18 protein-coding genes are annotated in these 24,980 nt (G+C 51.4%); 7 read left to right on the top strand and 11 right to left on the bottom strand.

From position 1 onward, the window contains the following. The first annotated feature begins 6 nt into the window (after positions 1 to 6). The 3 genes from GC101_RS11040 (at position 7) to GC101_RS11030 (ending at position 3,734) form a co-directional block, all read left to right on the top strand. Positions 7 to 990, top strand: coding sequence for a glycoside hydrolase family 130 protein (locus tag GC101_RS11040; RefSeq protein WP_216626561.1), 984 nt, complete (start codon positions 7 to 9; stop codon positions 988 to 990). 28 nt (positions 991 to 1,018) lie between these two features. Next, positions 1,019 to 1,981 (top strand): acetylxylan esterase, encoded by a 963-nt coding sequence (locus GC101_RS11035; RefSeq protein ID WP_171717287.1) that lies wholly within the window; start codon positions 1,019 to 1,021, stop codon positions 1,979 to 1,981. A gap of 163 nt (positions 1,982 to 2,144) precedes the next feature. Next, complete coding sequence (locus tag GC101_RS11030) at positions 2,145 to 3,734, top strand: sensor domain-containing diguanylate cyclase (RefSeq protein ID WP_246354283.1); 1,590 nt, start codon at positions 2,145 to 2,147, stop codon at positions 3,732 to 3,734. Positions 3,735 to 3,825: 91 nt separating this feature from the next. On the opposite strand, the gene GC101_RS11025 is transcribed toward GC101_RS11030, so the two are convergent. From GC101_RS11025 to GC101_RS11015, 3 genes are all read right to left on the bottom strand, one after another. After that, a complete protein-coding gene (locus GC101_RS11025; protein WP_216626555.1) occupies positions 3,826 to 5,592 on the bottom strand; it encodes an ABC transporter ATP-binding protein in 1,767 nt (588 codons plus the stop codon). Further along, positions 5,592 to 7,349: an ABC transporter ATP-binding protein gene (locus tag GC101_RS11020; RefSeq protein WP_171717286.1), complete on the bottom strand. Its 1,758-nt coding sequence runs from the start codon at positions 7,347 to 7,349 to the stop codon at positions 5,592 to 5,594. Before GC101_RS11020 ends, GC101_RS11025 begins: the two co-directional genes overlap by 1 nt. Before the next feature lie 510 nt (positions 7,350 to 7,859). Next, on the bottom strand, positions 7,860 to 8,417 hold the full coding sequence (locus GC101_RS11015) for an SMI1/KNR4 family protein (RefSeq protein WP_171717285.1): 558 nt from the start codon (positions 8,415 to 8,417) through the stop codon (positions 7,860 to 7,862). 251 nt (positions 8,418 to 8,668) lie between these two features. On the opposite strand from GC101_RS11015, the gene GC101_RS11010 reads away from it, so the two are divergent. Further along, on the top strand, positions 8,669 to 9,685 hold the full coding sequence (locus GC101_RS11010; RefSeq protein WP_171717373.1) for a suppressor of fused domain protein: 1,017 nt from the start codon (positions 8,669 to 8,671) through the stop codon (positions 9,683 to 9,685). 72 nt (positions 9,686 to 9,757) lie between these two features. Here GC101_RS11010 and GC101_RS11005 read toward each other — a convergent pair whose 3' ends face one another. Together GC101_RS11005 and GC101_RS11000 are read right to left on the bottom strand one after the other, a co-directional pair. After that, a complete protein-coding gene (locus GC101_RS11005; RefSeq protein ID WP_216626554.1) occupies positions 9,758 to 10,828 on the bottom strand; it encodes a sensor histidine kinase in 1,071 nt (356 codons plus the stop codon). Then, positions 10,825 to 11,496 (bottom strand): response regulator transcription factor, encoded by a 672-nt coding sequence (locus GC101_RS11000; protein WP_171717284.1) that lies wholly within the window; start codon positions 11,494 to 11,496, stop codon positions 10,825 to 10,827. Before GC101_RS11000 ends, GC101_RS11005 begins: the two co-directional genes overlap by 4 nt. 177 nt (positions 11,497 to 11,673) lie before the next feature. On the opposite strand from GC101_RS11000, the gene GC101_RS10995 reads away from it, so the two are divergent. Next, positions 11,674 to 12,780 (top strand): AI-2E family transporter, encoded by a 1,107-nt coding sequence (locus GC101_RS10995; protein WP_171717283.1) that lies wholly within the window; start codon positions 11,674 to 11,676, stop codon positions 12,778 to 12,780. Between the two features lie 337 nt (positions 12,781 to 13,117). On the opposite strand, the gene GC101_RS10990 is transcribed toward GC101_RS10995, so the two are convergent. Beyond that, the gene (locus tag GC101_RS10990) at positions 13,118 to 13,933 is read right to left on the bottom strand and encodes a helix-turn-helix transcriptional regulator (protein WP_171717282.1); all 816 of its coding nucleotides are present in this window, start codon (positions 13,931 to 13,933) and stop codon (positions 13,118 to 13,120) included. A gap of 131 nt (positions 13,934 to 14,064) precedes the next feature. Here GC101_RS10990 and GC101_RS10985 point away from each other — a divergent pair, with 131 nt between their 5' ends. After that, positions 14,065 to 17,688, top strand: a complete 3,624-nt coding sequence (locus GC101_RS10985) for a glycosyl hydrolase 115 family protein (protein WP_246354282.1) — start codon at positions 14,065 to 14,067, stop codon at positions 17,686 to 17,688. Between the two features lie 582 nt (positions 17,689 to 18,270). Here GC101_RS10985 and GC101_RS10980 read toward each other — a convergent pair. Genes GC101_RS10980 through GC101_RS10970 form a run of 3 tightly spaced genes read right to left on the bottom strand, consistent with a single transcriptional unit; the run spans position 18,271 to position 20,453 of the window. After that, the gene (locus GC101_RS10980; protein ID WP_281365835.1) at positions 18,271 to 19,014 is read right to left on the bottom strand and encodes an amino acid ABC transporter ATP-binding protein; all 744 of its coding nucleotides are present in this window, start codon (positions 19,012 to 19,014) and stop codon (positions 18,271 to 18,273) included. A 15-nt stretch (positions 19,015 to 19,029) separates the two neighbouring features. Beyond that, on the bottom strand, positions 19,030 to 19,689 hold the full coding sequence (locus GC101_RS10975; protein WP_171717281.1) for an amino acid ABC transporter permease: 660 nt from the start codon (positions 19,687 to 19,689) through the stop codon (positions 19,030 to 19,032). A gap of 29 nt (positions 19,690 to 19,718) precedes the next feature. Next, the gene (locus GC101_RS10970; protein WP_425497143.1) at positions 19,719 to 20,453 is read right to left on the bottom strand and encodes an amino acid ABC transporter substrate-binding protein; all 735 of its coding nucleotides are present in this window, start codon (positions 20,451 to 20,453) and stop codon (positions 19,719 to 19,721) included. A 387-nt stretch (positions 20,454 to 20,840) separates the two neighbouring features. On the opposite strand from GC101_RS10970, the gene GC101_RS10965 reads away from it, so the two are divergent. Next, entirely contained in the window at positions 20,841 to 21,344 is a 504-nt protein-coding gene (locus tag GC101_RS10965; RefSeq protein ID WP_171717279.1) for a hypothetical protein, read from the top strand. Positions 21,345 to 21,369: 25 nt separating this feature from the next. Here GC101_RS10965 and GC101_RS10960 read toward each other — a convergent pair whose 3' ends face one another. Together GC101_RS10960 and GC101_RS10955 are read right to left on the bottom strand one after the other, a co-directional pair. Next, the gene (locus tag GC101_RS10960) at positions 21,370 to 22,992 is read right to left on the bottom strand and encodes a response regulator (RefSeq protein ID WP_171717278.1); all 1,623 of its coding nucleotides are present in this window, start codon (positions 22,990 to 22,992) and stop codon (positions 21,370 to 21,372) included. After that, the gene (locus GC101_RS10955; RefSeq protein WP_171717277.1) at positions 22,985 to 24,817 is read right to left on the bottom strand and encodes a cache domain-containing sensor histidine kinase; all 1,833 of its coding nucleotides are present in this window, start codon (positions 24,815 to 24,817) and stop codon (positions 22,985 to 22,987) included. The genes GC101_RS10960 and GC101_RS10955 overlap by 8 nt, the downstream gene beginning before the upstream one ends. Between the last annotated feature and the right edge of the window lie 163 nt (positions 24,818 to 24,980).

Here is a 24,980-nt window from a genome sequence, read left to right as displayed (position 1 = left end):
CCGAACATGCCTTGGCAGGACAGACCCGCAGGCAACGACCAGCCGGTGTGGAGACACAGTGACAACCCGGTGATCAAACGCAATCCGGCCAAAGGCGTTGCCCGGATCTTCAACAGTGCCGTTATTGCTTATGAGGGCAGCTTTCTCGGCGTGTTCCGTGTAGAGGACAACACTACCCGCCCTCACCTGCGGATGGGCCATAGTGCGGACGGTCTGGACTGGAGAATCGATGACGGGCCGATTCAGTTTATAGACGAAGCGGGCCAGCCGTATGCACCGCGTTATGCCTATGACCCGCGTCTGGTGAAGGTGGAAGACACCTATTACATCATCTGGTGTACAGATTTCTATGGTGCTGCCATCGGGGTAGCCAAGACACAGGATTTCAAAACGTTCATCAGCCTGGAGAATCCGTTCCTGCCCTTCAACCGCAACGGCGTGCTGTTCCCCAAGAAGCTGAACGGCAACTTCGTGATGCTGTCCCGGCCGAGCGACAGCGGACACACGCCGTTCGGCGATGTATTCCTGAGCGAAAGCCCGGACTTCGTGTACTGGGGCAAACACCGTCATGTCATGACCAAGGGCGGACAAGGCTGGTGGCAGAGCACCAAGATCGGCGGCGGTCCTGCCCCCATCGAAACGAGCGAAGGCTGGCTGATGTTCTATCACGGGGTTACAGGAACCTGCAACGGCCTCGTGTACAGCATGGGTGCGGTGATTCTGGATAAGGACGAGCCGTCGAGAGTCAAATACCGCTCGAGAAACTTCGTGCTTACCCCGGAAGAATGGTATGAGGAGAGAGGTTTCGTCAACAACGTGCTGTTCCCTTGCGCAGCGCTGACCGACGCCGAAACCGGCCGCATCGCCATCTACTACGGCGCTGCTGATACCTATGTAGGCGTGGCTTACACCACTGTGCAGGATATTGTGAACTACGTCATCGACACCCATGAGGAAGTGGGCGATGATGCCGGCCTGGGCAAGATCTAGGACATCATCAACCCTAAGGAGAGTCAGCATGAACGAAAGATCACTGCCGCAACTGCAGGCATACGAAGGCAGCAGCCCGAGGCCCGTGGACTTTGAGGACTACTGGGAGCGCGCGCTGCGCGAGCTGGAGGCGCAGCCGCTGGATTATGAGCTGGTTCCGGCGGAATTTACGAGCCCGTTGGCGGATTGCTTCCATCTGTATTTCACCGGTGTCGGCGGAGCCAGAATACACTGCAAATATGTAAGGCCGAAGACCCTATCCGGCGGGAAGGGCGGTCCGGGCGTGGTCATGTTCCACGGCTACGCCTGTGACAGCGGCGACTGGCTGGAGAAGGTGGGGTATGCCGCCCACGGAATCAGCGTACTCGCCATGGATTGCCGCGGCCAGGGCGGATTGTCCGAGGATAACCTGAGCGTTCAGGGCACAACGGTCCGGGGGCATATCATCCGCGGGATCGATGATCCGGACCCGGATCATCTGTACTACCGCAATGTATTTCTCGATACCGCCCAGACCGCGCGTATCCTGATGGCCATGCCGGAGGTTGACCCGGAGCGGGTCGGCGCGTTTGGGTTATCGCAGGGCGGAGGGCTTACTATTGCCTGTGCCTCGCTGGAGCCGCGCATTAAGGTGGCCGTACCTGTATATCCGTTCCTCTCCGATTATAAGCGGGCCTGGGAGACGAATATTACAACCTCTGCCTATGAAGAGCTGAACTATTATTTCCGCTTCTTCGACCCGCATCATCTGCGCGAGGATGAAATTTTTGGCCGCCTGGGTTATATCGATATTCAGAATCTGGCAGACCGGGTGCAGGCTAAGGTGCTGTGGGTAACCGGGCTGACAGATACCATCTGTCCTCCTTCGACCCAATTTGCTGCATATAATAAAATCACGTCTGACAAGGAACTCCTGGTATATCACGAATACGGCCATGAGTACCTTCCGTATCTTGCCGACCGGACATTGCAGGCATTTATGGTGTTGTGAGATGAACAACAGCCCGTTCACCATTGTGAACGGGCTGTTTTTTGTTGTCTTTTTTTCTGAAACTAATCAAGAATTCTCCTGCAAATAATCCATTGTCGAACAATACTATAATTCATTGTAATATTAAGTTACTATGTTTTCAGACACCAAGGAGGATTGCAGGTTGCTTAATAGGTTAAATAATGCGCTTCTCATGAGTAATAAGCTGAGTCTCACAACGCTGCTAACGGGGCTCGTGACGCTGGTAATTCTGCTAACTTCGGGTATTCTTCTGGTGGGTTCATATGAGTCCAAGAAACGATCATTGACGGAGACGACGCTCCATCTGAATTATATTAATGCTGACCGTATGTCGAGGACGATGGATTCCTTATTTCTATCCATGCAGGGCAGCTTGAAATACAATGCCGGTATATTGTCCGGTATCGAGACCATGGCACCGGAGAAAGTGAATGAATATTTAGATCTGATGCGCAGCAGCAGCAATTTCTTCAATTCTATGACAGTGGTCGAAGCAAGCGGATTAATCCGCAATGTATCACCTGTCAGCTTGGGAACAGCAGGTAAGCACATCACCTCCAGCAATAGTCTGGAAGCCTTAGCGGTCCAAAAACCGTATATATCCTCCCCGTATCTGACAGCAAACACTAAGCGGCTGATCGTGTTTTTGAGCCAACCGGTCGTTGGTAACACCGGTACATATCTCGGAATGTTAAGCGGCACGATCTATCTGCAGGAGAATAATGTCCTGTCTGAAATTTTTGACAACGGCCAGGAGGAGGATTCCGGCGCTTATTATTATATTGTGGATTCGGACGGGCATCTGGTGTATCACCCGGACAAGCAGCTTATCGGAGAGAGTGTCAGCAGCAATGCAGTTGTCCAAAGATTGATGAATAAGGAGAGCGGGGAGCAACAGGTGCGGAATACCCGGGGCACCGAGCTGCTTGCCGGCTACTCGAGCGTTCCGTCCAATGGATGGGGAATAGTGGTTGTCTCACCGATTGGTCAAATCCATAAGGAACTGATCGGCCACATTCGTATCCTGATCGGGTATTCCTTATTCCCGTTTATCATCATGCTGCTGGGCGTTATTCTCTTGGCGCGCAAGTTTGCGAGCCCCTTTGTCTACCTGGCCAATGTGGTGAGCAAGATGGGGAAGGAAAAGATAGAATTACGGGAAGCGAAGCAGTATTGGAGCCGTGAAGCCTATTTGCTGACCAATGGTGTATTGCTAGCCTTGGCCAATATTCAGGAGCAGACCGATCAACTGACCCAGGAAGCTGCGACGGATGCTCTGACAGGCCTGATGAACCGGAGATCCCTTGAACAAACGATAAATCAATGGATAACCGCAGATTTACCCTTTTCACTTGTCATGCTGGATGTAGATAAGTTCAAGCTCGTTAATGACACTTATGGCCATAACAGTGGTGATGAAGTGTTAATACATATTGCCAGGGTGGTGGCGGCCTCTCTCCGCCCGGACGATATCTGTTACCGCTATGGCGGTGAAGAATTCGTTATTCTCCTGGCCCGCACCACGCCTGAAGAAGCCTTTAAGGCAGCTGAACGCATTCGCCGGGCAGTAGAACAAAGCGAGGCACCGGTTCCTGTGCAGGTTACGGTTTCTCAGGGCGTCGCGCATTATCCATCGCATTCCCCTGAACAGGAGGGATTGCTGGAGAAGGCGGATCAGGCGCTGTATCTGGCGAAGAGCGGGGGGAGGAACCGAACGGTTATCGCTGAATGAACACGAAACAACGGCAGGCTCATTTACGAGCCTGCCGTTGTTTTTGCGGTTTCAATGTGAAGGAGGCTCCACATTGAAGGGCAAGCTCCGCTTAGGAAGCCTGCTCAAACTGGCTGTTATAGAGCTCGGCATAGAATCCGTTCTTCGCCAGCAATTCTGTATGGCTGCCGCTTTCCAGGATATCGCCGTCCTTCAGGACCAGAATCACATCGGCGTTTTTGATTGTGGACAGCCGGTGGGCGATGACGAAGGAGGTTCTGCCCTCCATCAGCTGATCCATCGCCTGCTGAATCAGCAGCTCAGTGCGGGTATCCACGGAGCTTGTAGCTTCGTCAAGAATGAGCATCGGCGCATCCTTCAGCATCGCGCGGGCAATGGTCAGCTGCTGTTTTTGTCCGGCGGACAGGTTGACCTTATCGTTCAGTACGGTATCATATCCGTCGCTAAGGCTCTGAATGAAGCGGTGCAGGCCAACCGCCTTGCAGGCTTCTACAAGCTTCTCATCCGTGATATTCTGCTGATTGTAGATCAGGTTCTCCCTGATTGTTCCTTCAAACAGCCAGGTATCCTGCAGCACCATGCAGAACAAATCGTGGATGTTCTCCCGGGTCAGGCTGCTAATCGGTGTGTCATCGATGTAGATTTCTCCGCCGGTCAGCTCATTGAAGCGGATGAGCAGATTGACGAGCGTAGTTTTGCCTGCGCCGGTCGGGCCGACGATGGCCACCTTTTGCCCCGGCTTCACTTCTGTCGAGAAGTTTTTGATTACCAGCTTCTCGGAATTTTCATAAGCGAATTTCACCTGGTCAAAGCTTACTTTGCCTGCGGCAGTTGCCAGTGTGTTCTCTTTGCGGGTCTCGTCTTCCATTTCCGCTTCTTCGAGGAATTCAAACACGCGTCCGCCTGCGGCCGATGCCGATTGCAGGTTCTGCGCGGCCTGGGCGATCTGGGATAACGGCTGGGTGAAGTAACGAACATACATAATGAAGGCGACGATAACCCCGAAGGAGATAGTTCCATCCAAGGCCAGTACAGCACCAACGACACAGACGGCAACGAAACCAAGATTACCGATAAAGCCCATTAGCGGCGGCATCAGGCCGGAGAGGAATTGCGCTTTGAAGGCGCTGTTCTTCAGCCCCTGATTCAGTTCCTGGAAGGTGGTGCGCATCTGCGCTTCACCGTTGTAGGCTTTTACAACATTATGTCCGGTATAGACTTCCTCAACATGACCGTTGATTTTGCCCAAGAATTCCTGCTGGCTGGCAAAATACTTCTGCGATTTCTTCATAATAACCGCCATCAGGCCGAAGCCGATAATTGTTGCTACGATAGCGGTAAGGGTCATAATTACATTGGTCCGGAGCATCATGATGATCGAACCGATGAACATGGCTACGGCGGTTACGACTGTACCGATGCTCTGATTCATCGCCTGGCCGATGGTATCCACATCATTCGTTACCCGGGAGAGGATATCCCCTGTGGCCGACTTATTATAGTAGGAGATCGGAAGCCGGTTCATCTTATGTGCCAGATCGGTTCTTAATTTCTTGGAGACCTTCTGGGTAATATTCGACATGATCAGGCCCTGCGAGAGTGAGAGCACCGCACTGATGGCGTAGATCACGACGAGGGTAATGCCTATGGCAGCAATGCCGTCCATATCGATTCCGCTTGAGAGACCGGCAGTGATTTTGTCCGTAATCTCGGAGAGCATATCCGGACCGAGCAGGGTGAGCACGGTTCCGGCCGCCGCGCAGATCAGCGCAATGACGATCACCGGAACGTATTTACGGCAGTAACGGAGCAGCTTGCTCCAGGTATTCTGTCCTTTAGCTTTGGTTTTCATCTTCATTAGGCGAGCTCCTCCTTGGTCAGCTGTGAGTAAGCAATTTCCTGATAGACGGCGCAGGTCTGCATTAATTCGTCATGCGTGCCCATACCGGCAATTTGCCCGGCTTCCAGCACGATGATTTTGTCGGCGTCTTTAATGGTACCAATGCGCTGGGCGACGATCAGCATCGTGGACGCATGAGCCTCCTTCTTCAGCTCGCTGCGCAGCTTGCGGTCCGTCTTATAGTCAAGCGCCGAGAACGAATCATCGAAGATCAAGATTTCCGGGCGCCGGGCAATCGCTCTGGCAATCGAGAGCCGCTGCTTCTGTCCGCCGGACAGATTGGAGCCGCCTTGGGCGATGTGGGCCTCATAGTTGCCCTCCAGCTTCTCCACAAATTCAGAGGACTGGGACGTGTACACCGCATCTACAATATCGGAGCTGAGCACCTCACCGGCACCGTTCTCGCCAAAAGCAATATTCGAAGCCACCGTTCCGCCGAACAGTACCGCCTTCTGGGAGACATAGCCCATTTTATTACGCAGCACCTGCTGGTCGTATTCTTTGACATTGATGCCGTTCACTAGCACTTCGCCTTCAGTAGCATCATAGAAACGTGGAATGAGATTAACGAGCGTACTCTTGCCGCAGCCTGTTGAGCCGATAAAAGCAACCGTCTCCCCTTGCTTCGCCGTAAAGCTGATATTCTCCAGCACATAATCCTCTGCGTCAGGATATTTGAAGCTGACTCCCCTGAACTCAAGCTCATCCTCACGCTTCACAGGGAAATGGGTGATTGATCCATTCTTCAGGCTAGGCGCAGTTTCCAGCACTTCGTTGATACGTTTGGCCGATACCTGGGCACGGGGCAGCAGGATGAAGATAATAATCAGCATCATAAAAGCCATTACGACCTGCATCGCGTACGATGAGAAGACGATCATATCCGAGAACAATCCCATCTTGGCCGTGCCCTCGGCGGCTTGGATAAGCACGGCACCGATCCAATAGATCGAGAGGCTGAGTCCGCTCATGATTAAGGAGATACTCGGCATCAGCGTGGTCATTACGTTGTTGGCGAACAAATTGGTGCGGGTAAGCTCATTGTTGGCAGAAGCGAATTTCTCTTCCTGATAGCTCTCGGCATTGTAGGCCCGGATGACCCGCAGACCGTTCAGATTTTCTCTGGATACGCGGTTCAGGTTGTCCGTTAACTGTTGCAGCTTTTTGAATTTAGGAAGAACGAGAGTGACGCTGACTGCGACAATCAGCACCAGCAGCGCAACAGAGGCGCCGGTCGCCAGCGTCCACTGCCAGCTTTTACCCGTAATCTTGAGGATCGCCCATACGGCAAGGATGGGTGCTTTGACCAGCAGTTGCAAGCCGATGACAATTAGCATCTGCACCTGGGTGATATCATTCGTGGAGCGGGTAATCAGGCTGGCGGTCGAGAAGTTGCTGATCTCCTCCATCGAGAAGGACTGCACCTTATCGAACAAATTGGCGCGTAATCTGGCTGACAGGTCGGCCGCGATTCTGGCGGCAATCCCTGCCACGACAATCGAGGTCGCCAGACTGCCGAGCGCACAGAGCAGCATCCAGGCTCCGGCCGTAATGATCTCACTCATTTCGCTGCCCGGGGTCTGGATCAGCCGGGTAATATCACTCATGTAGTCAGGCAGCTCCAGGTCCAGCCAGACCTGCGCAATAATGAACATGAGGCTGATGCCGAATAAGAACCATTCTTTGGGCTCCAGGTTCTTCAGTAATTTCAACATAAGAATGACTCCTTTGCGTGTTTGTTGCTATGATCGTACCGGAGAATGATAAACTGAAAATTAACTTTTGCTGAAACAAGCTGAAAATACTATGAAAAAGAGGCCGTCCCGGGAGCGGCCAAGAGACTTGCTATGATAAAGAGGCCGTCCCGGGAGCGGCCATGAGACTTGCTATGACAAAGAGGCCGTCCCGGGAGCCGCCAGGAGACTTGCTATGATAAAGAGGCCGTCCCGGGAGCGGCCATGAGGTGGCCGTTCAGCTTGGGATAGCCTCTAGTCTGGTAAGAGTCATCAAAATCCTGTACAAAATACAACAATTCCCTCGTCAAATCGGCCAAAATTCGAAATTGTTGTACAAAATACAACATTCCACTTCCATTTAAGCGTTGTAGCGGGATAATTGTTGTATTTCATACAACAATCCTTCTGAACACCTGTGGTTCTTGGGATCAAAGTTGCAATTTGTACAACAATTAGCAAGTTCGGCGATGCGATAAATACCTCACTGCTTCAAGAATTATAAAGTACATCTTCCGCCGAGACGGTTCCCCGGCATAGCTCTTCGAAGCTGCCGGCAATCCATGCCGCATCCTCATAACCCAAGTTGCCGGAATGGGCGATGAGGATGGGATAGGCACCATCTTCCCGGGCCGTGCGCATATCCCAGATGTAGTGATGGCCGCTGCCGTCCATAGCGAAGGGAACCCCGCCCGGCATGTATTCGGGGAATTCGTAGGCAAGCATCATAGAGCGTAACTGGTCCGTACCGAACAGCTGGACATACCGTTCACCGTTGCCGAATTCTCCGCCGTTAGAGTAACGCAGGAAACTCAGGTATGCTGCAGGCAGAGGCAAGTCAGGAATGGTCCAGAGTGCCGGATCGAACGGCCGGTATACGGCATAAAGCGGATCGTTAACCGGAAAGGGATTCCGTTGCCGTCCGGTGATCTCCGCAATTTCCTCTTGCGTCAAAGGCTTCTGCCATTCCTCTGTGAAGCGTGTCAGCTCAGGCTCAGAAGCCCCCGGATGCTTCTGGTAACAAATCTCAAACAACGATTCTACATTCATCTTCTGGTAGCCCCCTTAAGTCTTGTAGATTTAGTGTAACATGAACAAGAGCGGCAGGTTAATCAGGGCAATTACTTGGAGGCAGCTGAATCTTGCACTGGTTATAGCTGATTATGACAGATAAATTCCGGGTAATGAACGGGAGATTAAGGGCTTGAATAGGCCGAAAATACATAATTTCGAATTCGGAGGGAACCAAAGTGAGCGAGGAAGAAGTGGAAGCAACCGGCTGGGATGCCATTGAGGAACAGATGTCGGGTTTGTATGGACAACAGGAGCCGAAGCATTATGCTGCCTTGTTGCCTTACATGCTAGGCGGAAAGGACCCGCTGAACGGAATCAGTGCCTATAAGGCGGAGCTGCCTTATCCCCATTGGCACTTTGTAACCTTCGGATTCTCTGAGCTATATGACAAGGAATCAGAGGACCCGGAATACAGCGGCTACGGATTTGAGCTGACCTTCCGGCTGGCACGTACTGCCGGAGAAGAGGAGCCTCCGGCCTGGGCGATGAACCTGCTGCAGAATATGGCCAGATATGTGTTCAGCAGCGGCAATATTTTTGCTTCCGGACATTATCTGGATGCGAACGGTCCTATCTGTCTGGGTGCAGACACGAGGCTGACCGCTCTGGCTTTTACCGGTGATCCGGAGCTTCCGGCAATTGATACCCCGAATGGAAGGGTAGAGTTTCTGCAAATGGTGGGGATTACCGCCGATGAACTGGAAGCCATGATGTCTTGGAATACCAACGCATTCCTGCAGGCCAGCCAAGAAGTACTACCTGCATTTATCACCGATCTTGGACGGGATTCACTGCTGCGGCTTCCGGTAATAGAGGATGCAGTGCGGCAGGGGATTGAACGTGACGGGTCCCAGACAGGCATCCTGTATGTGGATCAATTGGACTTCGAGCCTGGCAGAAATCGTCTGCTCAGCAAAGCACCGGCCGTCCTGGCTATGGGGGCACAGCAGGCAGCAACGGTAGCCAGGCTGCTGCGCGGCCGTCTGCTGAAGGGCAGGAAGCTGACGCTCACCAGCCCTAAGCTGCAGGTTGTGCTGGAACCGGCACAAGAGACCGGCTGCAAGGAAGACGGCGGGAACATCCGCATCGGCCTAAGTGAAGCTGCTGTCCTGGAGCTGGAATCGAAGCTTAAGCCTAAGGAAAGCGAGTTCAAGCTGTCCACGGCCAAAGAACTGATGATACGGGTGAGAAAGACGTATATCAAAGACCAGGAGGGCAAAGTCGTGGATACCATCGGACAATAGGTGGGGGCGGTCAGGTGGACCGCCCTTTGTTGAGTAATCATCGAAGATAAGGCCCCACTTTGTGGGGATATTTTATTTGGTGGACGGCAGCTTCTTTGAGGCAGGGAGCAGCAGGGTAAAGGTGGTTCCTTGCAGCGGAACACTATCACAGGTGACGGTTCCGCCGTGCAGCTCAGTGATTTTACGGACAATGGTAAGCCCCAGCCCGTTACCCGCAGTGGAGTGGGAAGTATCCTGCTGATAGAACTTGTCGAACACCCTGGGAAGTGCAGCCGCACTGATCCCGGCACCGTTATCCCGGACGGTGATTTCGATCTTGTCTTCGGCCTGTCGCATCGAAACTTCGATTTCGCCATGCTCGGGAGTGAACTTGATGGCATTGTCGAGCAGGTTCAGCCAGACCTGATTCAGCATCTCTTTATTCCCCGGCACCTCATAGTCCTGTACGTTGGCTGTGATGGATATATGCTTTTTCTCCATTTTGGGATGCAGAAGTAAGACACATTGGCGGATCTGTTCGCCAACGTTGAAGGGCTCGCGGCCCGTTAATATTGTCTGGGCCTCCACTTTGGACAGGCTCAGGACGTTGGAGGCGAGGGCGGCCAGACGGGTGGATTCCTCAATGACAATATCCAGATATTCATTCCGTTCTTCCTTGCTCAGCTCATCATCCTTGAGAATTTCGGCGAACCCTTTGATAGACACAATCGGGGTGCGGAACTCATGCGAGAAATTGTTGATGAAATCCGTGCGCAGAATCTCAATGCCGCCCAGCTCATCCGCCATCCGGTTGAAATTAGCGGAGAGAATCTTGAATTCTGGCGGATTATTGAGCCGCAGCCGGGTGGTGAAATCTCCTCCTGCCAGCTGGTTGGTGGCATCGATGAAGGTACGGATGGATTTCAGCATCCTCCGGCTGGCCAGACCCGAGGTGACGGTGCCGATCATGATGCAGGCAATTAATGTGATAAAGGTAAGGACTTTGAAATCCTGAATGATGCGTTCATTGAGCACACCAAAGACCATCAACAGATAGACCAGTATACCGGTAATCAGAACGGTAATGAGGAAGATGATAAATACAGCAAGCGAGAAGTAGAGCGACAGGCCGATTTTACCCGTCAGCCTCTTGATCATGTTCATGTTCTCACCGCCTTATATCCGAGCCCGCGGACAGAGACCAGCTCGAACTCCGGATAGGCTTCAAAACGTTTGCGCAGGCGGTTGATATGCACATTCACCGTAGTGTCCGTGCTTTCGCTGTCCATCCCCCAAATCTCGTCCATCAGCTGGATGCGGGTGAAGATGCGGTCCGGATAGGATAAAAGCTTATAGAGCAGATAGAATTCCTTCTGCGGAAGCGTCTGCTTGTCCTCGTCCCGGGTCACGGTTAATGTGTCATAGTCCAGATGAACCCTGCCGATCACCAGCTTACGGGCACTCGCAATCTGCGAGCGGCGGAGGAGGGCCTGGATTCTCAGCAGCATTTCTTCTGTATCTACAGGCTTGGTCATATAATCATCGGTTCCGAGCCGGAAGCCTTTTTTCTTATCCTCAGGTAGCTGTTTGGCTGTGGCCATAAGGATGGGAATTCGATTGTCCGCTTCCTTGAGCTCTTCGGCAAATTCGTACCCGTCCATCTCCGGCATCATAATATCCAGAATAATCAGATCGATATGCTGGACTTCAAGAACCTCCAGAGCTTCTCTTCCATTCTCAGCCGTTACCACGTCATAACCTTCCCGTTTCAGGACAGCGTTCATCAGCTTGCGTACATGCTTATCGTCTTCTACAACAAGGATCTTTATCATGGTTTCACTCCATAGGTTATCGGATTTGACCGCGTTTCCCCATCATTCTAATGTAAAAAAAGGCTAAAGACAAAATCTTTAGCTTTTCTTTAGACTCGATTTAGTCTGAATTAAGAATGACGCACTATATTATAGGGAAAAGAACCGCCGGTTCAAATATGAAAACGGGAGTCACTCATGGCCAAACTGAATTTGTTTATCCGCATTTGTATTGCAGTGCTGCTGGTGCTGGGAATTATCTATGTAAGCTCACTGGTGGACTTTATTTTCACACCTATTATCTCGCTGTTCAGTGTTGTCATTGTGCCGTTAATGCTGGCCGTCTTCTTCTATTATCTGCTGCGTCCCTTGATTGATTACCTGGCCTCCCGCAGGCTGAACCGGACAGTCGCTATCTTGCTGGTCTATCTGGTTATCGCGGTGCTGCTGCTGGGATTCACGGTAGGTGTCTGGCCGTCGCTGCAGAATCAGCTGGTGAATCTGGCTAATAATATGCCTGGCGTATTCAATGCCGTGGGAGAGCAGCTGACGAAGCTGGAGGACAGCGATTTGTTGTCGAAGCTGATTCCTGCGGATATGAATCCGGCCAGCCAGCTGATGGATTATTTGAATAAGGGCTTTTCGCTATTGACGGTCTATGTGTCGGGGCTATTCTCCTTTGTCTCCAATTTCGCCATTGTACTCTTTACCTTTCCGATCCTGCTGTTCTATATGCTCAAGGAAGGCGGGAAGTTCGGCGATAAGCTCGTGAGCTTCTTTCCAAAGCGGTATCATGAGGAGGGGGCGTCCGTTGTTGCTGAAATCGACGGGGTGATGAGCAGCTTCATCGTCGGGAGGGTGCTGGTCAATCTGGCGCTGGGGGTGCTGATGTATTTCGGTTTTCTGCTGATTGGGCTGCCGTATGCGCTGCTGCTGACACTGGTGGCTGTGCTGATGAACTTCATCCCGTTTATCGGGGCAATTCTGTCCACCGTGCCGATCTTCATCTTCGGTCTGATCGAGTCGCCGTCCACGGCCATCTGGTCAATCGTGGTTGTGCTGGTGGCGCAGCAGATTCAGGATAACCTGGTGGCCCCTTATATCTTCGGGAAAAGCATGGATATCCATCCGCTGACCACGATCATTCTGGTCCTGGCCGGAGGCGATTTCGGCGGTATTATCGGCATTTTGCTGATTATTCCCGTCTACATGATGCTGAAGATTATCACAGTCAAGCTATATGAGCTGTTTGTCCGGCAGCGCTGGGAAAAGGAACCGGAGGTGCCTGCGGAAGCGGGGGATTAAATGGTATAGAGGAAGGACCGGGAGGCCGTTTTTAGGCTTTCCGGTCTTTTTTGGACTTGATGATGCTTATTAACGGCGCCGGGGATGGCCCGAATGGTGAAAATAGAGGGATAAATCCCACTACCAGGGCCGTGGATGGCCCGAATGGTGAAAATAGAGGGATTAATCCCACTAACAGCGCCGGAAATGGCTCTGATGGTGAAAATAGAGGGATAAATCCCATTAACGGCGCCGGAAATGGCCCGAATGGTGAGAGATAGAGGGATTAATCCCACTAACGGCGCCGGAAATGGCTCTGATGGTGAAAATAGAGGGATAAATCCCACTAACAGGGCTCTTACTGCGCGGCCTGTTTTCTGAACTCGCTGGGCGTTACCGATAGCGCCTGTTTGAAGATTTTACAGAAATACATGGAGGAGTTGAAGCCACAGGCATTCCCGACCTCAAGAATGGACAGATTGGAATTCACAAGCAGATTGCAGGCATGCTGGATCTTGATATTGTTCAGGTATTGGATCAGGGTGAGACCAGTCGCTTCTTTAAAGACATGGCATAAATAATATTTGGACATGAAAAACTCTTCGGCGATTTCTTCGATTTTGCTGATCCGGTTATAGTTCTGACTGATGTATAGCAGGATCGGGGCGAAGTTTGCGTAGGCCGCAGGCACATGCTCCACTCTGGGTGATCTTACATTCTCATTCAGGATGTTCAGGATATCCGCTAAATAGATGAAAATCCGGTTAGAGGGATCATCAATGTTCTCCTTGTCGAGCAGCAGCAGCAGCTTCTTAATTCTCGGAAAAGTTTCTTTGCTGGTGGAGATGATTTCTTTGTCGAAGCAGCTCAGCAGCGACTGAATCGAACGGTCCGTGAAGTGCAGCCGCAGAAAACGGTCGGTGAAATACAGGCAGGTCCTGGCACAGGAGTGATTACCCCGGCTTTTGTGAAAGGAATTGGGCTTGAATAAGGCCACGTCATGCATCGTGATGTCGTACAAGGCGTCATTGACCACGAAATGATGATAGCCGTCTTCGAGAAAATATAGCTCATAAGAGTTGTGATAGTGGAACGCCGGCATCTCGTAGTTGGAGTCATGTTTCTCGTATTCCATGGAGAATAACGGATGGGCTTGATATAAATCAGCTTTCATAAATGACGCCTCCCTTATCTATAGCAATATAATACAACAAATCGTGAAATGAACAATATACTAAAAGATTATTGCTGTGATTTGCTGTATATTCGAGTCAATAAATAGAGTTGATATAGGAGGCAAACAATTTGTCGTACGAATTAGTTAAGAGAAACACCACAATCCAAATCTACATGTCCGAAAGAGAGAATAGCGCGGTACATATAGCGGTTAACAATCTTATCCGTGATATTGCGGCGGTATGCGGCTGCAAGGCGGTCCTTTCCCAAGAAATTGGTCAATGCAGTATTGTAATCGGGACGGCAGATAACGAGGCGGTGGCTGAGAACATTTCAGGGAAGTGGTTATCGCTTGACAAGCTTAGAGCTGAAGGCGCTTACCGCTGGGAGGGTTTTCTACAGGAGCTTGTAGACGGTGTATTGTACATTATCGGTACAGACAGACGCGGGACTATTTATGGAATATACGATTTATGTGAGCAGCTCGGCGTTTCTCCGTGGTATTACTGGGCGGATGTTCCGGTTAAAGTTAAAGACACCTTCAGTCTCCCTGCGGATTACTCCAAGGCGGATTGGCCGTCTGTGAAATACAGAGGGATCTTCCTGAATGATGAAGAGGAGCTGAATGATTGGGCGAAGCTGCATACCGCTGACGATACGATTGGCCCTGAGGCATATGAGAAAATTTTTGAGCTGCTGCTCCGCCTGAAAGCCAATTACATTTGGCCGGCGATGCATGTGAATTATTTTAACGGTAACCTGGAGAATGGTGCTCTTGCTGAACAAATGGGCATTGTTGTCGGGACGTCCCACTGTGATATGCTGCTGCGCAGTAACCAGAACGAATGGACACCGTGGATCATGAGCAAAGGGTATACGGATGCTGTCTACGACTACTCTATTGAAGGCAGAAACCGCGAGATTCTACTGGAGTACTGGCAGGAAAGTGTGGAACAGAATAAGAATTACGAAGTCAGCTTTACGATGGGCATGCGCGGCATTCATGATTCCGGATTTCATACGAAGGCGATCGATGAAGATGATTCCTTAAGCGCGGAGGAGAAGACTGCGGCTAAGGTCCGCCTGCTCGGTGAAATTATTAAGGATCAGCGGGAAATTCTGACAAAAGCACTCGGGGAAGCTAAAGGGACGGAGGTGCTGCAGACTTTTGTCCCCTATAAAGAGGTGCTGGATCTGTACAATCTCGGTCTTGAAGTGCCGGAGGATGTCACGCTGATCTGGGCCAATGACAATTTCGGGCATGTGCGCCGTTATCCGAATGAGGCGGAACGGGGGCGCAGCGGCGGGCACGGGCTGTACTACCATTCATCCTACTGGGCGCACGGGGGAACAGCGATGAGCTATCTGTTTATCAATTCGATCCCCCTGGCCCACACCGGCAATGAACTGCGGAAGTCCTATGAATCGGGAATCCGTAATATATGGGTGCAGAATATAGGCGGACTCAAGCCGCTGGAGCAGGATATGGAATTCTTCATCCGCTACGGCTGGGAAGCAGGTAGAGAAACGGGAATCACCAAGAACACCCGGCAGTTCACCGAGCACTGGATCAATACGAATTTCTCCGGCAATCACGGTGCTGAAGCGGCTGAGTTATATGAAGTTTTTGCCCAGGTAACCAATGTGCGGAAGATTGAACATATGAATTCGGATGTTTTCACGCAAACGGTGCTGGGTGATGAGGCCGGACGGAGGCTGATGAAGCTTGAGGATATTTATAGACGGGGAAATGCCATTCTGGACAGCCTGCCGCCGGAGGAGCATTCTGCATTCTTCCAATTGTTCCTGATGAAGATTCACGCATCCTACTATACCAACCATGAGTTCTATTATGCTGACCGGAGTAACCTTTCCTACGCGCGGGGGAATATGCAGGCAGCAGACCAGTACACGGAGCTATCCGGTAAAATGCTGGATTACAAGCGGACCATGCTGCATTTCTACAATTATAAGATGAGCGAAGGAAAATGGGAGGGCATCCTCACGCCTGAGAGCTTCCCGCCGCCGCCGACAGCGATGTTTCCGGCAAGAACACCTGCGCTTCGCATATCCGGAAGCGGTGCAAAGGTGGATCTATGGAATAATGATGAGGTGCTCTCATTCTCAGCTTATGGAGTGGCGCAGAAGTGGATTGAGATTGGGAACCAGGGAGCTGGCAGCCTTCCTTATTCTATCGAAGTCACTGAAGGTACGGACTGGATTACCCTCTCTGAGAGTGAAGGGACGATCCATACCGAGAAAAGGATTCTCGTATCTGTATTGAACCCAGCGGAGCATGCGGGTAAGCAGGGAGTTATTAATGTCCATGATCACAGGGACGGCAGCGTATTTCCGGTTAAGATTCAAGTTGAGGAAGCCGCAGACCTCCCCGAAGGGGTTGCCCCTTATATTGAAGCGGACGGCTATGTATCCATCCCGGCAGCCGGATACGACCGGAATATTTTTCATGATGGTGTGGAAGGAGAAGCGGCGAAGGCTGGCTGGGTAACCGTGCCGGGCCTCGGAAGACATGAAGGGGACGCGGTAATGGCCTGGCATTCGGAGCTCACTCCGGCCGGGGATGTGCTGAAGGAGAATCCTCATCTGGAATATGATCTGTATTTGCAGCATAGCGGGAAGTTCAAGCTGGAAATCCACAGGTTTCTTACGCTGGATTCAACGGGGCAGATCCGCTTCGGCGTCGGCATGGATGAAGAAGAGCCTTTTATTGTAGAAAGTGAGACCCGTGACGAATGGCTCGGCAACTGGAAGGAAGCTGTGTTCGATAATGGCGAGAAAATCATGGTGGAGCTTCCGTTCCTCTCTTCTGGAGCCCATACCCTAAAAATTTATATGGTCGACCGTTATGTGACCCTTACCAAACTTGTGCTGTATACCAACGCGCAAAGCGGAAGCAATCTTGGTCCTGTCTTCAGCAGACATGGTGAAACACCGGTTCCCGCCTATGGACTCGAGAGTCCCGATGTGCAGTGGGATAAGCTTGAACAGCTGGGCAGCGGGCTTTATTTAACAAGTGCGGATGAAGTTCCTCCCCCTAATGTCCTGTATGCGGACCGGGAGTTCTTCAAGACGATGAACACTGAGATTTTTAATAAGCTAGTGAATTCCCCGCAGACTGAGCTAGGTGAGCCGCGCTATGCTAACATCAGCGGAAATGACGGGAGTAAGGATTGGCTTCAGGAATTTGGTTCGGGTGTCTTCGTTGAACAGGACGGGGTTCTGGCGATTGAAGCGGAGTATGCCCTGGAGAATTCAGCGAATGCTTATCTTACAACGGCTGCGGACGGAAGCGGCCTGAGCTGGAGCCATCTGCAGGCGGAAACGAACGGACGGACCGGGCTGGCGATGCACGTAGCTCCGCCGGGAATCCGCTGGGATCACCCGGAGCAGGCTCCGGCGTTGCATTACCGGCTGAATATCAGTACACCGGGAACTTACCAGGTCTGGATGCTGCTCCGGCATTATAATGACAAGTCGGACTCCTGCTATCTGGCGCTGGATGGCGAGGTGCAGCCGATATCCGAACAGTTCGGCGGAGGTACGCTGCATACGTACAACACTGCGTATGTGTACTATTGGTGTGCGATATCTGACCTTGCCCTCACCGCCGGGGAGCATGTACTCTCCGTCTTGGCCAGAAAGTCGCAGCTGCGGATCGACCGGATCTACTTGACCACCGGTAACGAGCTGCCGCCAGTTGATGCGGAGTGGAAGGACTCGGAGCGAAGATAGCTACGGGGAATTGAGGAACTCGTGGGGAATTGAGGGGATTAAGAGAATCGAGGGAATCAAGGAATCAAGGGAATAAAAGCGGCAGCCCGGGAATTGGAATTCCCGGGCTGCTGTTTTTTTTGTTACGGATATAGAGGGATTCCTCTGAATCCACCGATAGCGGGCAAACTGAGGAAATGAAGAGCATAAGTGCCCCTGAATCGGCCGGAAGTGGGAAATATGAGGAAATGAGGAGCACTAGTGCCCCTGAATCCGCCGGAAGTGAGCAATGTGGAAGGGTAAACGAACCGAATGTATGCGAAAAACCGAATACAATATCCCCCTGCGGAGGTAAACGACCCAAACGTATGCGAAAAACCGAATACAATGTGCAACTGCGAGGTTAAACGAACCGAATGTATGCGAAAAACCGAATACAATATGCCGCTGCCAGGGGTAACGACCCGAATGTATGCGAAAAACCGAGTACAATGTGCCACTTTGAGGGCAAACGAAAAAGAGAAAAGGGAAAAGGGAAAAGGGACAGTCCCGAGTGGCCATTGTATGGCTAATGGGACTGTCCCTTTCCTGATCCACTTTCCGTTACTCCCGGTTCAGAAATGTCCGGGTCCGCTCCAGCTGCGGGTTGCCGAAGATTTCCTCCGGTGTGCCGGACTCGGCGATTTCGCCGTTATCCATGAAGAAGACGCGGTCGGCCACATCGCGGGCAAAATTCATCTCATGCGTGACGATAATCATCGTCATGTGCCCCTCGGCAAGCTGGCGGATGACCCGCAGCACCTCGCCGGTGAGCTCGGGATCCAGTGCCGAGGTCGGCTCGTCGAACAGGAGAATGTCCGGATTCAGCATCATCGCTCTGGCGATTGCGACCCGTTGCTTCTGCCCGCCGGACAGCATGGAGGGATACACGTCTGCTTTATCGGCAAGACCTACTTTGGAGAGCAGCGCCTCGCTTTTGGCCGTAATATCCTGAATACTCTCCCGCTTCAGCGTTCTCGGCGCAAGCTCCAGATTCCCCCTTACGGTGAGATGCGGAAACAGATTAAAGTGCTGGAACACCATGCCCATGGTTGAGGTGATTTCCCTAATCTCCGCGCCGCTGGCATATTTGCCGTTCTCCACGAGCGCCCGGCCGCAGATCAGGATGCTTCCCCCGGTGACCTCCTCCAGATGCACAAGACTGCGCAGCATGGTGCTTTTGCCGGAGCCGGAAGGCCCGATCACCGCAACGACTTCCCCGGGGTTAACGTCAAAGGTAATCTGTTTCAGCACATCAAGGCTGCCGAAGGATTTCTGCAATTGCGATACTTCAATCATACTACTCATAGCCAAACAGCCCTTCTACTCAAATTTGAAACGTTTCTCCAGCGTCTTGAAGAACAGCGTAAGCACCAGTGTCATCAGCAAATATATTACGCCCGCTACGACAAAAGGGGTGACCGTGAAATCACGGTTTACCGCCGTTTTGGCGAAATTGAGCAGCTCCGGTACGGCTACGGCATACAGCAAGGCAGTGTCCTTGACCAGGGTTATGGACTCATTGGCTACCGCAGGCAGCGCCACCCGGAACATCTGGGCGAGAATTACCTTGCGCAGGGTCTGCCATTTGCTAAGCCCGAGTACCTTGGCTGCCTCATGCTGGCCTTTATCGATGGAGAGCATTCCCCCGCGGAAGATCTCAGCGAAATAAGCGCCATAATTCAGAATGAATCCAAGGCTGGCCGCGACGAAACGGTCCATGACCAGATATTGCCCAATCACGGGAATCTGCGGCAAGCCGAAGCAGAAGAACAAGAGCTGCAAGAGCAGCGGAGTGCCGCGCATTACGTAAATATACGTATGTGCGATCCAGGCCAGCGGCTTGATCGAGCTTTTGGCCATCAGGGTAACCACCATCCCAAGCGGAATGGATAATACAATCACGATCAGGAATAGCAAAACCGTTGTCCGTGCCCCCTCCAGCATCGGTCCGGAAATTTTAATAATATAGTCCATATTCATATCTTCACCCGACTCCTAAAGGAAACCATCTAGTTAAGTACTTTGTTCTCTCCGAACCATTTCGTGGAAATCTCAGCCGCCGTTCCGTCACTGCTCAGCGCGTCCAATGCCTTTTGCAGCTCCGTCAGCAGGTCCTCATTGCCCTTCTTAATCCCTATACCATACTGCTCTGGGGCCAGCGATTCATCCATCAGCTTGTAAGTTTCCGGCTCCTTGGCTATGTAGTATCTGGCCACAACTTCATCAATGACCACTCCATCCAGTCGACCCGATTTCAGGTCTGTCAGGGCGAGCACATTATCAGTGAATTCGGAGACATTTTTAAGCTCTGCCTTAATCGGATTAGCATCCAGGGCATCGGCAGCAGAGGAGAGGCTTTGCAGTCCGACCTCTTTGCCGGCCAGATCCTTAAGCGTAGACAGCGCTGAATCCGCAAGCACGACTACAACCTGGCTGTTCTCCAGATAAGGCTTGGTGAATAACACTTTTTCCTTACGCTCGTCCGTAATGGTGTAGCCGTTCCATATCATATCAATGCGTCCGCTATTCAGCTCCGATTCCTTGGCAGACCAGTCAATCGGGAGGAAGGTAACCTCTTTGCCCATTTTCTCAGCAGCCGCTTTCGCATAGTCAATATCGAAACCTACAATTTCATTGTTATCATCCCGGAAGCCCATCGGGGCAAACTTATCATCTATACCGATCACCAGCTTACCGTCATTGCCACCCGAACTGGAGCAGCCTGCTATTATAGCAATCGCCATAATTACCAATAAACCCAATATCCCTTGTCTCTTCATCTCTCTATTCCCCCTAGTAGATTACACGCAGCAGACTGCGCTTTAGTTCGTTAATACGTTATCAGTTTATCATAATAACATATGATGTGAGTTAATGTCGATAGAGTAGGGGAACACATTTGTGTCCAAAATAAATCAAAGCATGCCGCTCCGCAGACTCTTATTTTATTTATTTTTTCCATTTTATCTCAATTCGTAATCGGATACGATTCCTGTAACAGGTACACAGGCGGCCTGAAATAAGGAGGAATGTCTAAGGTGATAGAATTGAATAACGGGCAACAATGTTTTTAACCAGGCGCTCACGGAATCACTGGGGTTCTGGGATCAGGTCACACCGGATAATGAAGAGTGGAGATTGAAGATACCAGAGGTTCATCGGTTCATCCCAACAAATATATACGGGAGTATACAAGACACCGGTACATTGTAACCCGTGAGACGTTCACGCCAATCGAACTATCGCTGCCTGAGGGGGATGTGCTGGAGAAGATAGATTTGCCGGAGCTGCGGAAGAAGCGGGCCGTAGCAGAGCGGGTAGGCTTCAAGCTGGCGGATACCTATCCCTCTTTCACTTCCTATGCTCCAATTGAGAATTTTGCGGATCTTAATGATGACGGCTGGTATGAGTGGGGGGGCTATCTGCAGCAGGCTTCACAGAAAGAGCCCCGGCTGTACCTGGAATGCCTGCACTGTTACGTCAAGGCAAATGCCGTGGAGAAGGCACAGGAAATCGTGCGGGAAATGACTAAGGCAGAGGTCGAATGCGATCGGGAGGAATTGAACGGAGCCATTGCGTACTACCGGAGCGAAGGATTATGTTCGGCCTTCAAGGCTCCGGAGTGGAAGATATGATCAACGTCTGGTGCACTTCTTCCGGTTATCCCAGTTCGGTCTGTGAATAATTCAGCTTATATTCCTTGGGGCTCATCCCTGTGTATTTGGAGAACACATGAGTGAAATAGGCAGGTGTCTCAATGCCGACGGCTTCCGCGACTTCGAATACTTTACTTGCCGGGTTCCGGAGCAGCTTCTTGGCCATGTCAATCCGGTATTTGTTGATCACATCGATGATGGACTCACCGGTGACCTTCTTGTACAGGCGGCTGAGGTAGCTGCTGTTGATATGGATATGGTCGGCAATAATCTGCAGGCTCAGGTTCTGATTGTAGTGTTCTCGTATATATTTCTGGCATTCAATTACGATGTAATTAGGCTGTCTGTCACTCCGCGCCACGGCCCTTGAGCAGCTTAGAATCAGGCGCCCCAGAATATCTGCCAGCAGCTGGATGCTTTTGCTCTCCTGAATCTGCTTATACACGGCGGATTGGCTCTCCTCCATCTCCGGTGCGAAGGGCTGGCTTGTGCTCAGCAAGCGGAAGCAATAGGAGCTGATCAGCAGACAGGCTACCTTCACATTCTCAATGGGCTCTTTAATGCTTCTGTAGTTCTCCAGCAGCTGGTCCAGCTGCCGGATGGCCGACTCGCTGTCTCCCTGCTGCAGATGTCCGGCAATCTGCTCGGCGGCATGATGGGGAGGGGCTGCAGGCGTAAGGGCCTGGTTCGTATGAGGGATATATACAGCCACATAATTATCATTATAAAAGCTGCCCTGCAGCGCCTCTCTCGCTTCAAGATAAGCCGTTGACAGCGTCGATATATCCCGGTGCCGCAGGCTGATGCCGATATTGACATGATATTGCCTGAAGTTCTCCGCCATGGCGAGGATTTCATTGCTGATCGTGAGCAGGGCCTGGGTGGAGACCGCGGTATTGCCGCCGGTCATGGAGACAAGCGCCAGCAGGGTGTTTTTCTCCATGGCCATAATATAAGAGGGATGCTCCCCGAAGGCCAGGGCAAGGAATTGGCGGATGGAAGCCAGGAAGCGGTGATGGTCATTCGCCGGGCTCCCGGCAGAGCCATGGGGTCCGGGTATATCTTTTACCTCCATATAGATGGCGAAATAGTCCTCCAGCTGCAGCCCCAGCTCGCTTGAGCGGCTGAACAGACCGGCTTCATCGCTAATCAGGCCATAGACGGCTTCCCGGAGGAATTTTTCGCTGATTTCGGACAGATTATCGTTGATTTTGCTCTCCAGCTGCCGGACCTTCTGCTTCTGCTCCCGTTCTTTTTCCAGCAGCAGTGTGGCTTTCTCAATCGCCCGGGGAATCTGCTCTGTGGGATTGGTCTTGACTACAAAATCGACGACTTCATATTGAATGGCCGTTTGGGCATAGGAGAAGTCCGCGAAGGCCGTAAGAATGATAACCTTCGTCTGCGGAAAGTGCTGGTGCACATAGTCTGAGAGCGCAAGCCCATCCATTCCCGGCATGCGGATATCCGTGACAACGATATCGACATCGTAGTAGCCCAGCAGCTCGACCGCCTCCAGCCCGTTCGACGCCTCACAAACAACCTCGCACTCAAGAATACTCCAATCGATGAAGCACTGCAGCCCTTTTTTGATCACAGGCTCATCGTCTACAATCATCACCTTATACATGTGTTAGTTCCCCCTGATCTGCCGGTATATGTAGAGTGACTCTCGCGCCTGCCCCAGGCTCGCTCTCGACCTCAATGCCATAAGGCTCGCCGTAGAGCAGCTTAACCCGTTTATGCGTGTTGATCAGGCCGATATTGTTGTGGCCCTGCTTGCGCATCGTGTCGCTCTCGAAATGATTCCAATTCTTAGGCACATGCTCAAACCCGCTGCCGTTATCCGTAATCTCGAAATAGACCGAATCATTATCGCGGTAAATGCGGATGTTGATGTTTCCTTTGCCGAGCTTCCGCTCCACCCCGTGCACCACAGCATTCTCGACCAGCGGTTCGACACTGAGCTTGGGCAGCAGCAGATCCAGTATGGCCTCATCCTCGATCTGGATCGTGTACTCCATTTTGTCCTCGAACCTTTCCTTCTGCAGATACAGATAGAATCTGATGAAATCGAGCTCCTGCCGGATCGGGATTTTGGCCAGGCTGTTGGAATAGATGCTTGCCTGCAGCAGCTCAGTGAGGGACGTGACCATTTTGTAAACGGTCTCATCTTTGGACAGCTTTGCCTTATAACCGATGGTAATCAGTGTATTGAACAGAAAATGCGGATTCATCTGAGCCTGCAGAAATTTGAACTCTGACTCTTTGACCAGCAGATGCTTCTCATAGACTTCCTTGATCAGATAATTGATTTCGTCAGTCATGTTGTTGAAGGTGGAACTGAGCTGGTTGAGCTCTGCATCCTTGAAGGCCGGCATCCGGGTGTTGTAATCCCCTTTCTTGACCTTACGGATACTCCGCAGCAGATCACGGATAATCCGGGTGAAGCGAAGCGACAGCAGGACACCTGCTGCAAGCGAGACGAACGCAATCAGCGCGATAAACCAGATATAATTGTGCATGCTTCCCGATAATTTGGCGAGTACCTGCTTCCTCGGAATGCCGGCAATGAAGGTAAGACCGGTAGTACCGATGCTGCGGGAAGCGGCCAGATAAGTTTCCTGATTAAGCTTGACCTCACTTACTTCCGTATGATCCCTCAGCGCGAGCACATCGGGAGGAACAGTTGAACCTAATTCCTGCTTACCCGCACTAGAATAGATGACTCCCTGGTTATCAATAATGTAAGCTATGGCGCCCGGGTATTCGAGCAGTCCGGCATATTCCTCTGCTAAATCAGCTTCATTCGTGCCGAAGATCAGCACCAGGCGCTGCTCGGGAAGATTAATATTGGACATCACCCGGGTGAAATAGAGCGTGGGATCGCCGGGACTTGGCGTCAGGATTTCTTTGCCGCGGACCATTCTGCCGTTAACCGACTGATAGACTGCGAGATTGTTCCGGTTAATCTGCTCAATGTTTGGCGGGGACTTCAGAACGGATACATAGTTGTCGTTATCAAAAAATACATAGGCCGTTGACAGCAGGCTGATATTCCAAGCATTGTTGAACATAAGGCTGTACTTCAAATCCTCCTCCATTTCACTTTTATTGACGAATTTCTTGTAGAAGTCATCGCTTAGCGACATATCGTCGATTAACCAGTTTCTTAACATTTTAGTAGAGAGGAAATGCAGGGAGGTATTATCGATAATTTGAAAGGACTTCTCGATATTGTCGTTGGTCTGGCGGATCAGCAGGGACAGATTATCATTGGCATTCCTCGTTAGAATCTGGGAGATGCTCCAATAGAAGTAGCAGCCGGCGAACGTCATCGGAAGCAGAATTAGCAGGAAGATAATAATGACCATTTTATTTCGTACCGGAATTAGGGAGAAACGTCCGAGTAGGGGACGAAGGCTGATCCGCTTCAGGATATGCTGATTGGACATGTTGGTTGCTCCTTGCTGATGAGTCTGTAGTACAGCCATTATATATTCATTTCTTGGCAGCGAATAGCAGAGCCGGGTGAAATCGGGCCGTTTCCGGCCAGATGGTAAAGAAAACGATACAGAGTTAAAGAAATCTGAAAACCCTTACACCCGCCCCGCTGCC

The sequence above is a fragment of the Paenibacillus phytohabitans genome, assembly GCF_013141775.1.
GTDB classification, from domain to species: Bacteria; Bacillota; Bacilli; order Paenibacillales; family Paenibacillaceae; genus Paenibacillus_AQ; species Paenibacillus_AQ phytohabitans.
The sequence above is the reverse complement of the archived record's forward strand: the minus strand, read 5'-3'. Positions and strand labels throughout refer to the sequence as shown.